The 12,434-nt window shown below is 67.1% G+C and carries 12 protein-coding genes and 1 pseudogene; 10 read left to right on the top strand and 3 right to left on the bottom strand.

Annotated elements, in window-relative coordinates; translation table 11 throughout:
* A pseudogene (locus ASE28_RS33070) lies at positions 1 to 133 on the top strand (DUF4148 domain-containing protein); the annotation flags it as partial.
* Positions 134 to 236: 103 nt separating this feature from the next.
* Here the strand turns inward: ASE28_RS33070 and ASE28_RS14740 are convergent.
* Complete coding sequence (locus ASE28_RS14740) at positions 237 to 1,634, bottom strand: aminopeptidase P N-terminal domain-containing protein (protein ID WP_057267233.1); 1,398 nt, start codon at positions 1,632 to 1,634, stop codon at positions 237 to 239.
* A gap of 148 nt (positions 1,635 to 1,782) precedes the next feature.
* Here ASE28_RS14740 and ASE28_RS14735 point away from each other — a divergent pair, with 148 nt between their 5' ends.
* From ASE28_RS14735 to ASE28_RS14715, 5 genes are all read left to right on the top strand, one after another.
* Positions 1,783 to 2,292 carry a hypothetical protein gene (locus ASE28_RS14735; RefSeq protein ID WP_057267318.1) on the top strand — a complete coding sequence of 170 codons (510 nt, stop codon included), beginning with the start codon at positions 1,783 to 1,785 and terminating at the stop codon, positions 2,290 to 2,292.
* Between the two features lies 1 nt (position 2,293).
* The gene (locus ASE28_RS14730; RefSeq protein ID WP_057267232.1) at positions 2,294 to 2,968 is read left to right on the top strand and encodes a PspA/IM30 family protein; all 675 of its coding nucleotides are present in this window, start codon (positions 2,294 to 2,296) and stop codon (positions 2,966 to 2,968) included.
* A complete protein-coding gene (locus ASE28_RS14725) occupies positions 2,965 to 3,597 on the top strand; it encodes a YqiJ family protein (RefSeq protein WP_057267231.1) in 633 nt (210 codons plus the stop codon). Before ASE28_RS14730 ends, ASE28_RS14725 begins: the two co-directional genes overlap by 4 nt.
* A 50-nt stretch (positions 3,598 to 3,647) precedes the next feature.
* Positions 3,648 to 5,360 (top strand): flotillin family protein, encoded by a 1,713-nt coding sequence (locus ASE28_RS14720; protein WP_057200743.1) that lies wholly within the window; start codon positions 3,648 to 3,650, stop codon positions 5,358 to 5,360.
* Positions 5,361 to 5,471: 111 nt separating this feature from the next.
* A complete protein-coding gene (locus ASE28_RS14715; protein ID WP_057267317.1) occupies positions 5,472 to 6,230 on the top strand; it encodes a hypothetical protein in 759 nt (252 codons plus the stop codon).
* Positions 6,231 to 6,239: 9 nt separating this feature from the next.
* Here the strand turns inward: ASE28_RS14715 and ASE28_RS14710 are convergent, their stop codons facing one another.
* Both ASE28_RS14710 and ASE28_RS14705 read right to left on the bottom strand, forming a co-directional pair.
* Positions 6,240 to 6,998 (bottom strand): nucleotidyltransferase family protein, encoded by a 759-nt coding sequence (locus ASE28_RS14710; RefSeq protein WP_057267230.1) that lies wholly within the window; start codon positions 6,996 to 6,998, stop codon positions 6,240 to 6,242.
* Positions 6,995 to 7,396: an S-adenosylmethionine decarboxylase family protein gene (locus ASE28_RS14705; RefSeq protein ID WP_057267229.1), complete on the bottom strand. Its 402-nt coding sequence runs from the start codon at positions 7,394 to 7,396 to the stop codon at positions 6,995 to 6,997. The genes ASE28_RS14710 and ASE28_RS14705 overlap by 4 nt, the downstream gene beginning before the upstream one ends.
* A gap of 136 nt (positions 7,397 to 7,532) precedes the next feature.
* Between ASE28_RS14705 and tkt the strand changes: the two genes are divergently transcribed.
* From tkt to ASE28_RS14685, 4 genes are all read left to right on the top strand, one after another.
* On the top strand, positions 7,533 to 9,590 hold the full coding sequence (tkt, locus tag ASE28_RS14700; RefSeq protein ID WP_057267228.1) for a transketolase: 2,058 nt from the start codon (positions 7,533 to 7,535) through the stop codon (positions 9,588 to 9,590).
* Between the two features lie 157 nt (positions 9,591 to 9,747).
* Positions 9,748 to 10,452, top strand: coding sequence for a hypothetical protein (locus ASE28_RS14695; RefSeq protein WP_057200739.1), 705 nt, complete (start codon positions 9,748 to 9,750; stop codon positions 10,450 to 10,452).
* Between the two features lie 27 nt (positions 10,453 to 10,479).
* Positions 10,480 to 11,478 (top strand): type I glyceraldehyde-3-phosphate dehydrogenase, encoded by a 999-nt coding sequence (gene gap, locus ASE28_RS14690; RefSeq protein WP_057267227.1) that lies wholly within the window; start codon positions 10,480 to 10,482, stop codon positions 11,476 to 11,478.
* A gap of 227 nt (positions 11,479 to 11,705) precedes the next feature.
* The gene (locus ASE28_RS14685) at positions 11,706 to 12,404 is read left to right on the top strand and encodes a hypothetical protein (RefSeq protein ID WP_057267226.1); all 699 of its coding nucleotides are present in this window, start codon (positions 11,706 to 11,708) and stop codon (positions 12,402 to 12,404) included.
* Positions 12,405 to 12,434 lie beyond the last annotated feature (30 nt).

The raw sequence follows: 12,434 nt of genomic DNA, 5'->3' as shown, positions 1-12,434 counted from the left end.
CCGCAGCACCGAACCCGCTGGTTCGCGTGTGGTGACCTACAAGTCGACGGCTGACCGTGCTGCTGTGCGTGCAGCCGCCGCTGATGCCGTGCGCACCGGCCAGATTTCTTCGGGCGAAATCGGCTCGATGTAAATTCACGGTCAGGCACAAGCCTTCTCGCAAAGGCATGTGCATCCAATACAAACGGGCTCCCTTGGGAGCCCGTTTGTATTGTTTTGTACTAGTACAAATAGCATCAAGCGCGCATCAGCGCCTCGATCTCGTCCGCATCCACCGGCACGCCGCGCGTGATCAGCTCACAACCGGTGGCAGTGACGATGGCATCGTCCTCGATGCGGATGCCGATGCCGTGGAACTGCGCGGGCACGCCCTCCGCCGCGCGCACGTACAGGCCCGGCTCGATGGTCAGCACCATGCCGGGCTGCAGCACGCGGCTCGGGCGATTGAGGATGGTCTCGCCCGAGAGCGGGTCCTTGCGCTCGGTGGTCCTATCGGTCTCACCGGGTTCCACGTAGCTGCCGCAATCGTGCACGTCCATGCCCAGCCAATGGCTGGTGCGGTGCATGTAGAACGGGAAGTAGGCGCGCTTGTCGATCACGTCCTGCACCGTGCCCACCTTGTTGGCGTCGAGCAGGCCCAGGTCCAGCAAGCCCTGCGCCAGTACAGTGATCGTGGCGTCGTGCGGGTCGTTGAAGCGGGCGCCGGCACGGGTGGCGTCCACGGCCGCGACCTGGCTGGCCAACACCAGGTCGTACAGCGCGCGCTGCGGCCCGGTGAAGCGGCCATTGGCCGGAAAGGTGCGCGTGATGTCGCTGGCATAGCCGTCAAGCTCGCAGCCGGCATCGATCAGCACCAGCTCGCCGTCGCGCACGGGAGCGGCATCGGCGCGGTAGTGCAGCACGCAGGCGTTGGCACCGGCCGCCACGATGGAGCCGTAGGCCGGGTACTGCGAACCGCCATCGCGGAAGGCATGCAGCAGCTCGGCGTCGAGGTGGTATTCGCGCACGTCCTCGCCGGCACGCAGCATGCGGGCCGAGCGCTGCATGGCGCGGATGTGGCCCTGGGCGCTGATCTGGCTGGCGCGGCGCATGATGTCCTGCTCGTGCGCGTCCTTGATGAGGCGCATCTCGTCGAGCGGCCCGCACAGGTCCTGCTGCACGGCAGGGCACTGCGCGCCGTAGCGCACCCGCGCCCGCACGGCATTGAGCCAGCCTTCCACGCGCTCGGCCAGGCCGTTGTGGATGGCGTGCGGGTACCACACGCTCTGGCGGTTCTCGAGCAGGCGGGGCAGTTGTGCATCGAGCACAGCGCTGGAATGGGCTGCGTCCATCCCGAGCACACCAGGCGCCGCCTCCGGGCCCAGGCGGTAGCCGTCCCAGATCTCGCGCTCCAGGTCTTTGGGGCGGCAGAACAGCGTGCTCTGCCCCTCGGCCGTGATCACCAGGCAAGCCCCCGCTTCGGCAAACCCGGTCAGGTAGTAGAAGTAGCTGTCGTGGCGGTACAGGAAGTCGGTGTCACGGTTGCGCGGGTACTCAGGGGCCGTGGGGACGATGGCGATGCCCCCCGCACCCAGCTGGGCAGCAAGGCGCGCGCGGCGCTGGGCATAGAGGGAATGCGAGGACGGTGAGTTCATCCGCTATTTTTATCGCGAATCCGCTGCCCCTCCTGTCCTCAGGCCATCCACCTTGCAAACAATTCCAAAAACCCAACAGCGCATCTCGCTGTTGACAAACGTATTCATATGAATACCATCGCATTCAAACCACTTCCGGATGGACGCCATGGTCACCACCTCCACCACGATGGAGCCCCTCTCCGCACGGATACCGAGCGACCTCTACCTCTGGCTGGCGCAGCTGCAGGTGGAGGGCGCCACCACCAACAGCGACAAGCTGCGGGTGCTGCTGGGCCAGCTCAAGCGCCACCACGACGGTGCGCTGGACTACGTGGCCGCCCATGCCTGGGCGCGCGACACCACGGGCCGGTTGCGCGAGTCCCTGGTGCGCACCGAGGGCCAGACGGGCCGGCATTCGGACGTACTCAACGCCATGCTGGACCATGTCACGACCTGCCTGGCCATCGTCGTGAGCAACGCCCCGGCCTCGGAGCAGGAGGCCGCGCGGCTCGAAGACCTGCTGGTGCGCCGGGGCTTTGCGCTCAGTGAGATGCTGCTGCGCCAGGCAACCACCGCGCAGGCCAGCGCGTACGATCCAGGCGTTGTACAGCGCCATGCCGCCGCGACCCTGGAGCTGGCCCAGACCATTCAATCCCCTCTTTCGAAAGGAGCCTGAGATGGCAGATTCGCTCAAGACACGTGTCGGCCGCATCATCGCCGGCAGCGTGCATGCGCTGGTGGACCACCTGGAGAACCATGCCCCGTTGGCGGTGATGGAGCAATCGCTGCGCGAGGCCGACACCGTGATCGGCGAAGTGCGCCATGAGCTCGGCCGCACCAGTGCCAACCGCCACCTGGCCCAGCAGCAGCATGCCCACCTCAACGGACAGCACGGCAAACTCGCGGAGCAGATCGACCAGGCACTGGCGGCCGGCCGCGAAGACCTGGCGCGCGCTGCGGTGGCGCGCCAGCTCGACATCGAGGCGCAGATCCCGGTGCTGGAGACCACCCTGGCCGACTTCGCCCGGCAGGAGAGCGAACTCACGGGCTATGTGGCCGCCCTGCTGGCCAAGCAGCGCGAGATGGCCGATGCCCTCGAAGGTTTTCGCCAAAGCCGTGCCAGTGCGGCGCCAGCCCCCGCTGCAGCAGCACCGGGCAGCGCCAGCCCTGCCAGCCGCATGGACGCCGTCACCGGCGCCTTCGACCGCCTGTATGCGCGCCAGACCGGCCTGTCGGGCACCGACCGCAGCCACACGCTGGACCAGGCCGCCAAGCTCAGGGAGCTCGATGACCTGGTGCGCGACCACAAGATCGCCGAGCGCATGGCACGTTTGAAGACGGGCCAGCCGTGATCGTCGGCCTGTTCACCGCTCCGGAGACCTGGCCCTTCGGCGTGGCCTTTGCGCTCATCGTCGGCATCGCGCTGATCGAAGGCCTGGGCATGCTGGTCTCGCTGAGCCCGAGCAACTGGCTCGACGACCTGCTGCCCGACATCGACGGTGACACCGGACTGGACCGGGTGCTGGGCTGGCTGTACATCGGCAAGGTGCCCTCGCTGGTGCTGCTGGTGCTGTTCCTCATGGGCTATGCCATCTTCGGCTACAGCCTGCAGAAGGTGGCCCATGGCCTGCTGGGCGGCTACCTGCCCGTGTGGCTGGCGGGCCTGGTGGCCGTGGCGCCCGGCATGGCCACTGTGCGCAGCCTGGGCGCGCTGATCGCGCACATCATTCCGCGCGACGAGACCTCGGCCGTGAGCGAGATGTCGCTGATCGGGCGGCACGGCGTTGTCTCCGCCGGGGCGGCACGCCGTGGCCTGGCGGCCCAGGCGCGCGTGCGCGACGCCCATGGCCGCACCCACTACCTGATGGTGGAGCCCGACCTGGACGACGAGGTCTTCGACGAAGGCGCGCAGATCCTCATCGTGCGCAAGGCCGGGGCCTTCTACCGCTGCATCGCCAACCCGCACCCGGGCTTGATGTAGCCGCACATTCCCAGCACCATACCAACACCAACCGAGGGAGCCACCGAGAAATGACCAACCTGTTCGAACTGGGCGTAATCGCCGCCATTGCCCTGCTGGCGCTGCTGACCATCGGCATCGTCTTTGCGCGCCTGTACAAGCGCTCCACCAAGGAAACCGCCTTCGTGCGCACCGGCCTGGGTGGCCAGAAGGTCATCATGGACGGCGGCGCCATCCTGCTGCCGGTGTTCCACGAGCGCGTGCTGGTGAACATGAACACCCTGAAGCTCGAAGTGGTGCGCCGCGCCAAGGAAAGCCTGATCACCAAGGACCGCATGCGCGTGGACGTGACGGCGGCCTTCTTCGTGCGCGTCAAGCAGACCGAGGAAGCCGTGAGCATCGCCGCCCAGACCCTGGGCGCGCGCACCATGAGCCCCGAGGAACTCAAGGCGCTGGTGGAAGACAAGTTCGTGGACTCGCTGCGCGCCACGGCCGCCACGATGACCATCCAGGAGCTGCAGGACAAGCGCCGCGACTTCGTGCAGGCCGTGCAGAACGCCGTGGCCGAAGACCTGGAGAAGAACGGGCTGGAGCTCGAATCCGTGTCGCTGACCAGCCTGGACCAGACCGACAAGCAGTTCTTCAACCCCAACAACGCCTTTGACGCCGAGGGCCTGACGCGCCTGACCGAACAGACCGAAGCCCGCCGCAAGCAACGCAACGACGTGGAGCAGGACACCGAGGTGCAGGTGCGCACCAAGGACCTGGAGGCCACGCGCCAGAAGCTCACCATCGAGAAGGACCAGGAGTTCGCCTCGCTGTCGCAAAAGCGCGAAATCGAGAACACCCGCGCCGAGCAGGCCGCGCTGATCGCCACGCAGCAAGCCGAGCGCAGCCGTGAAGCCGAGGCCGCCAAGATCGAGGCCGAGCGCCAGGTGAGCCAAAAGCGCATCGAGGCCGAGCGCGAGATCAAGGCCGCCGAGATCGAGAAGAACCTGGTGATCCAGACGCGCGAGATCGAACTGGAGCGCCACACCGAGACCAAGCGCGCCGAACAACGCAAGCAGGTGGAGATCGCGCGCCAGGACACGCAGATCGCGATTGCCAACAAGTCGCGCGAACAGTCCGATGCCGACGCCGCCGCCAACCTGGCGCGCGCCGAGGCCGTGAAGGCCGAGGAAGCCGTGAACACCGCGCGCCAGGTGGCCGTGGCCGAACGCGACAAGAACATCCAGCTGATCGAGGCATCCAAGGACGCCGAGCAGAGCGCCATCTCGGTCAAGGTCTCGGCATCGGCCGAGAAGGAGGCCGCCCTGGACCGTGCCGAGGCCATCACCATCGAGGCCCGCGCGCGCCAGGCGGCAGCCCTGGCCGAAGCCGAAGGCAAGCGCGCGCTGAACGAGGCGCTCAACACCCTGTCGGCCGCGCAGGTGGACCTGCAGGTGCGCAGCCTGCTGCTGCAGCAGTTGCCGCTGATCATCCAGCAGGCCGTGCGCCCGATGGAGAAGATCGACTCGATCCGCATCGTGCAGGTGGGCGGTCTGCCCGGCGGCTCGGGAGGCCATGGTACGGGGCAAGGCGGCAGTGGGGCACAGGGCACCTTTCCCGAGCAGGTCATGAACTCGGCCCTGCAGTACCAGATCGCCAAGCCCATCGTGGACGCGGTGATGAAGGACGCGGGCCTGTCCAACGAAGGCATCACCGGCCTGGCGCACAGCCTGGCCGGCATGCTGGGCAACCCGCCGCAGACCGCGCCGGCGCCTGCCAGCCACGCCGCCGAGTGATCCGGTAGCCCGGCTTGGCCGGGCTCGGCGCACAGCCCCGCGTGGCTTGTGCGCCACGCAAAGCCCTGCAGCCAGGCGGCCCAGCCCATGGGCGTGGCAGACTCAAGCACCATGCTCAACCTGCTTGCGTCCCTGCTGAATTTCATCCTGACCATGCTGCTGCCGTTGCTGGGCCTGGTCTTGACCGCAGCCCTGCTGGCCTACGGCGTCTACGCACGCTGGATCAACGTCCCGCACAAGTGGCTGCTCACCCGGCGCGCACTCCAGGTGCTGTGTGCCGTGGCCGTCCTCTGCAATGCCCTGATCGTGCTGCAGTGGTACCTGGCGAACAGCGCCCGGCAGGCACGGCTGGACGGAGCCGTCGTTCGTGCCAGCAGGGAGCGGTTCGTGCTGCCGCAGGACTTCCAGTACGGCGAACTGCTGATCCCGGCGGGCAGCCTCGTCAACCGCACCGATCCGTTCGACAAGGGCGAGCTTGGCAAGCCGGTTGCATTGCATGGACTGGAATCGGTGCGCTTTGCGCAGCCCGTGGAGATTGCCGGTGCCTGGGCGAGCGCACTGCAGACCACCCCCATGCGCCTGGAACTGGCGCAGGACCAGACGTTGGGCCCCGTCTACCGCTTCGACAGCAACACCCAGGGCTGGGTGGTGCACAAGCTCGTGCCCGCGCTGGCCTGCCGCAAGGGGCAGGTGGCCGTGTTCCAGGTACCGCCTATCCCCTACGACGTGCAGGCGGAAGTCGGCAAGCCTGCGCCCGATGGGCCCGAGGCGCGCTTTCGGCCCAGCGAATGGCTGCTGCGTGCCTGCGAGAACGGCCCGGCCATCACCGTGCAACCCGCCCATGCGGGAACCCCCAGCCCGGGGCAGTGAGCCTCTGGTTCAGCGGTTGAGTTCTGCCAGACGCTCGGGCGTACCCACGTCGGTCCAGCGGCCGTTGTAGAGCGAGGCGCCCACGCGGCCCGCGTCCATGGCCCGGCGCAGCAGCGGCGCCAGAGCCGCCTTCTCACCCCCGGGGTTTCCGACCGGAATGTCGCACCAAGGCGTGAAAAATAGCTCTGCATGCAGCAGCGCGATGGTGCTGTAGGTGTAGCGCGGCGCTGGGTCATCGGCCGGCAGGTTCAGCGCCAGCCCCTCGGGCGACATGCCGAAATCGCCGCGTGGATGGTGCTCCGGGTTGGGCACCAGCCACAGGTGGGCCAGCTGCCTGCTGGCCTTGAAGGCTTGCACTGCCTTCGCATCAAACACGAAGTCCGGCACGTACACGTCCCCGGCCGCGAGCCAGAACACGTCCGACTCCACCAGCGGCAGCGCGCGCGCAATGCCACCCGCCGTCTCCAGCGCGCCGCCGAAGTCGCGGCCCTCGCGGGAGTAGGCGATCTCGATCCGGTGGTTGCCCCGGCGTGAGTGGTGCGTGCCGAAGGCGGTGCCGCAGTGGGCTTCGATCTGCTCGCCCAGCCAGGCGGTGTTGATCACCACCTCGCCCACGCCGGCCTCTGCCAGGGCCTGCAGGTGCCATACCAGCAGCGGCTGGCCCTGCACTGGCAGCAGGGGCTTGGGGGTGGTGTCAGTCAGCGGGCGCATGCGCTCGCCGCGGCCGGCGGCCAGCAGCAGGGCCGGGACCTGGGCTGCGGCGCTCATGCGGAGGCCTCCATCGCGGCGACACCCACGGCACCGCGCTGCAGCGCGTGGCGCTGCACGCTGGCGGGCTCGAACAGTGCCAGCAGCGCATCCATGAGCGCGCGCGCCTTGCCCGAATGGTCGGCGCCAAAATTGCAGACGTAGACGTCCAGCGTCACGGCGCGCTGCTCGGGCCAGGTGTGCACGCACAGGTGCGATTCGGCCAGCAGCACCGTGGCGGTGACCCCGCCCGGCCCCTGCTCCGTGGCGGGAAACCCATGGAACAACTGGCCCACGGGCTGCAGGCCCGCAGCGCGCACGGCGTCCGTGCAGGCACGGCCCAGGGCGGCGGCGTCCAGCAGCCATTCGGGGGCGCAGAGGCAGCCATGGAGATCGGCGGTGAGGTGCAGTCCTTGCATGGCTTGCACTGTAGTGCATTGGCGCTTGCCGTGGCCGGTTGGCGGGGTTCCCCGAGGCCTGCCGGCAGGGCCAGGGGCGCGCACCGGTAAAATGCCGGGTTTCCCCTGAACCTCCCCCACCCGGAGCCGCCCTTCCATGGCCAACACCCTGCAAAACCAACCAATGGCAAACGCGATCCGCGCGCTGGCCATGGACGCCGTTCAACAAGCCAACTCAGGCCACCCCGGCGCCCCGATGGGCATGGCCGACATGGCCGTGGCCCTGTGGGGTCGCCACCTCAAGCACAACCCGACCAACCCCCAGTGGTTCGACCGCGACCGCTTCGTGCTGAGCAATGGCCACGGCTCCATGCTGCTGTACGCGCTGCTGCACCTCACGGGCTACGACCTGCCCATCGGCGAGCTCAAGAACTTCCGCCAACTGCACAGCAAGACCGCCGGCCACCCCGAAGTAGGCATCACGCCCGGCGTGGAAACCACCACCGGCCCGCTGGGCCAGGGCATCACCAATGCCGTGGGCTTTGCCCTGGCCGAGAAACTGCTGGCCTCCGAGTTCAACCGCGAAGGCCATGCCGTCGTGGACCACAACACCTACGTCTTCCTGGGTGATGGCTGCCTGATGGAAGGCATCAGCCATGAGGCCGTGTCGCTGGCCGGCGCCTGGAAGCTCAACAAGCTGATCGCGCTGTACGACGACAACGGCATCAGCATCGACGGCCAGGTCGCCCCCTGGTTCGCCGACAACACGCCCCTGCGCTTCGTGGCCAGCGGCTGGAACGTGATCGGCCCCATCGACGGCCACGACGCCGAAAAGGTCACCGCCGCCATCGCCGAAGCCAAGAAACAGGGCGAGCGCCCCACCCTGATCGTCTGCAAGACGCACATCGGCAAGGGCAGCCCGAACCGCGCCAATACCGCCAAGGCCCACGGCGAGCCCCTGGGCGCCGAGGAAATCGCGCTGACCCGCGAAGCCCTGGGCTGGAGCCACGAACCCTTCAGCATCCCTGACGACGTGTACGCCGCCTGGAACGCCAAGGACACCGGCCAGGCCGCTGAAGCGACCTGGAACGAGCGCTTTGCCGCCTACACCGCCGCCTTCCCCGAGCTGGCTGCCGAGCTCACACGCCGCATGCAGGGCCAGTTGCCCGCCAACTTCGCCCAGGTGGCCGTGGACACCGTGATCGCCGCCCATACCAAGGGCGAGACCGTGGCCAGCCGCAAGGCCAGCCAATTGGCACTGGAAGCCTTCACCGCCGCCCTGCCCGAGCTGCTCGGCGGCAGCGCCGACCTGACCGGCTCCAACCTCACCAACACCAAGAGCACGCCCAACCTGCGTTTCGACATGCAGGGCAACGTGGTCAAGACCGAAGTGGCCGAAGGCCAGAAGATCGGCGGGCGCCACATCAACTACGGCGTGCGCGAATTCGGCATGGCCGCGATCATGAACGGCATTGCGCTGCATGGTGGCTTCATTCCGTACGGCGGCACCTTCCTGACCTTCAGCGACTACAGCCGCAACGCCATCCGCATGGCCGCGCTGATGAAGCAGCGCGTGATCCACGTGTTCACGCACGACTCCATCGGCCTGGGCGAGGACGGCCCGACCCACCAGTCGGTGGAGCATGCCGCCAGCCTGCGCCTGATCCCCAACCTGGACGTGTGGCGCCCGGGCGATACGGCCGAAACCGCCGTGGCCTGGAGCGTGGCGCTGACAAACAAGGACAAGCCGACCGCCCTGCTGCTCTCGCGCCAGAACCTGCCCTACGCACCCAAGCGCGACCTGGGCGACATCAGCCGCGGCGCCTATGTGCTCAGCGAGCCGGCCGACGTGGGCCTCAAGAAGAAGGCCGTGGCGGTGATCATCGCCACCGGCTCCGAAGTGCAGTTGGCGCTGAAGGCCCAGCGCCTGCTGGCCGACCGCAAGATCGCCGTGCGCGTGGTCTCCATGCCGAGCAACACGACCTTCGACCGCGAAGACGCCAAGTACAAGAAGTCTGTGCTGCCCGCGGGCATCCCCCGCGTGGCGGTGGAAATGGGCGTGACCGATGGCTGGTGGAAGTATGGCTGCGCCGCCGTCGTGGGTCTCGATACCTACGGCGAATCGGCTCCGGCACCGGTGCTGTTCAAGCACTTCGGTTTCACCGAAGAGAACGTGGCTGCCACCGTGCAGGCCGTGCTCAAGGGCGGCCGCTGACAGGGCGCGGCGGAGCAGGAACGTAACATTGTGCAAATATGCAGAGGTTTCGCGTGACTTACAGCACGTTGCGGCCTCTTTGCATGCTTGACGCCGTTACATGTGGCCGGCACGCTAGTCGTTTTCATTGACGTCCCCCTTTTTTGAAGGAGCTGCCATGATCCCGACCCTGTTCCCCCGCAAGTCGCTGGCCGCATTGGCCGTGCTGTCGCTGGCCTGCCTGTCGGCACAGGCCCAGGTGGAGATCACCGATCCGCCAGCGGGCCACAATTTCGGCAAGGTCCCGCTCAATGCCACGTTTTCCACGCAGTACTTCTCGGTGTTCAACCGCAGCAGTGCGCCGCTGCAGCTGGGCACGTTGATTTCCAGCGGTGCGGCCCTGGCGACCTGCGCTGGCATTGGCTGCCCGGTCGTTGCGCAGGGGGACTTCCTGATCCCGGCCGGCTCGGACGGCTGCTCCAACGCCGTGCTGCAGCCCAACCAGGGCTGCTCGACTCTGGTGGCCTTCACCCCCACCGCCCCCGGGGCGCGCATTTCCCAGTTCATCGTCCAGTCGCGCGCTGGCGGGGCGCTGGCGACGTACCCGCTGCACGGCACGGGCATCTCGACGCCGCTGGACTGCGTGCTTGACTGGGCCGAGAAAAGCTTCCCGCAGCTGCTGACCACGCCCACCGGCACGGCCACCGTATCGCCTTTCCAGTTGCGCTGCTATGCCAACGGCACCATGTGCCTGGGTGCCGACACGGCCGTACCCACCTTCGACCAGCCCAGTGTCTACTTCTACCAGACGCAGCCCACCCCCTCGGTGCAGCGCCTGGGATACCTCTCGACATTCGCGCAGGCGGCGCAGTGTCAACCATGATTCCTTAACGTTTGGAGAACCTTGGAAATGACGATCAAGATTGGCATCAACGGCTTTGGCCGCATCGGCCGCAACGTGCTGCGCTCCGCCATCCAGAATTTCAGCGACATCGAAGTCGTTGCGATCAATGACCTGCTGGAGCCCGAGTACCTGGCGTACATGCTGCAGTACGACTCGGTGCACGGCCGCTTCAAGGGCGAAGTCTCGGTGGAAGGCAATACGCTGATCGTCAACGGCAAGAAGATCCGCCTGACGCAAGAGCGCGATCCCGCCAACCTGAAGTGGAACGAGGTCGGCGCGGACGTGGTGATCGAATCCACGGGCCTGTTCCTGGACAAGGTCACGGCCCAGAAGCACCTGGACGCCGGCGCGAAGAAGGTCATCCTGTCGGCGCCTTCGAAGGACGACACCCCCATGTTCGTGTACGGCGTGAACCACACGAGCTACACGGGCGAGGCAATCGTCTCCAACGCCTCGTGTACCACCAACTGCCTGGCCCCCGTGGCCAAGGTGCTCAACGACAAGTGGGGCATCAAGCGCGGCCTGATGACCACGGTGCATGCTGCCACCGCCACGCAAAAGACGGTGGACGGCCCCTCCAACAAGGACTGGCGCGGCGGCCGCGGCATCCTGGAGAACATCATCCCTTCGAGCACCGGCGCTGCCAAGGCCGTGGGCGTGGTGATCCCTGCGCTGAACAAGAAGCTGACCGGCATGTCCTTCCGCGTGCCCACCAGCGACGTCTCCGTGGTCGACCTGACGGTGGAGTTGGAGAACCCCGCCACCTACGAAGAGATCAAGGCCGAGATGAAGGCCCAGTCCGAAGGCGCGCTCAAGGGCGTGCTGGGCTACACCGAAGACAAGGTGGTGGCTACCGACTTCCGCGGCGACACCCGCACCTCGATCTTCGATGCCGACGCCGGCATCGCGCTCGATGGCACCTTCGTGAAGATCGTCAGCTGGTACGACAACGAATGGGGCTACTCGAACAAGTGCCTGGAAATGGTGCGCGTGGTGGCCAAGTAACCCGCTTCCGCTTCTGATCAAGGCCGGCAGCCCGCAGGGGTTGCCGGCTTTTTCTCGTGCGGTGACCAGCCATTGCGCACCAAAGTCTCCTGCCCGCAGTGCGCGCACACCTCCAATACGCAGGCTGGCGTGATCTACGGCACGCCAGCGCGTGGCAACCGACTTGACGCCGCCGGACGGCAGAGGCACGCTTGGCATCTTCCCCGACTTCTTCCCAAGGAATTGCCATGATCCCACCCTTGTTCTCCCGCAAGTCGCTGGCCGCACTGGCCCTTCTATCGCTGGCAGCCGTGTCGGCGCAAGCGCAGGACGTGCTGATCTCCGACCCGCCGCAGGACCACACCTTCGGCAAGGCCGCTCTCAACTCCACCTTCGCGACGCAGTATTTCTCGGTGTTCAACCGCTCCAGCGCAGCGGTGCAACTGGGTACCGCCGGTGTGGACAGCGCCCTGGCCACCTGCGCAGCCCTGGGATGCCCCACCATTGCCCCAGCCGACTTCATGATCCCGGGCGGCTCCGATGGCTGCAGCAACGTCGTGCTGCAGCCGGGCCAGGGCTGCTCCACCCTGGTGATCTTTTCCCCCAAGCAGCCGGGCTCCCGCCTGGCGCGCCTGGTCTTCCCAGTGCGCGGCGCAACGGCCGTGACCCGCACGGTGACGGGTACAGGCCTGGCCCAGCCCACCGACTGCGTGCTGGACTGGGCAGAAAACTCCTTCCGCTCCATTTTGACCAGCCCGACGAGCACCATCACTGCGCCGCCCTTCTACCTGCGCTGCTACGCCAACGGCGCGATCTGCCTGGGAGCCGATGCCGCAGTGCCGTCCCTTGACCAGGCCAGCGTGTACATCTACCAACCGCAGGCGACGCCAGCGGTTCAGCGCCTGGGGTTTCTCTCAACATTCGCACAGGCAGCGCAGTGCCCGTGACCCCGCCGGCCGCGTAGCAGCCCCCTGAAC

The sequence above is a fragment of the Acidovorax sp. Root219 genome (genome assembly GCF_001428665.1).
In the GTDB taxonomy this organism is placed as follows: Bacteria; Pseudomonadota; Gammaproteobacteria; order Burkholderiales; family Burkholderiaceae_C; genus Acidovorax.
Note: the sequence above shows the minus strand (reverse complement) of the source record. Positions and strands in the feature narration are given on the sequence as shown.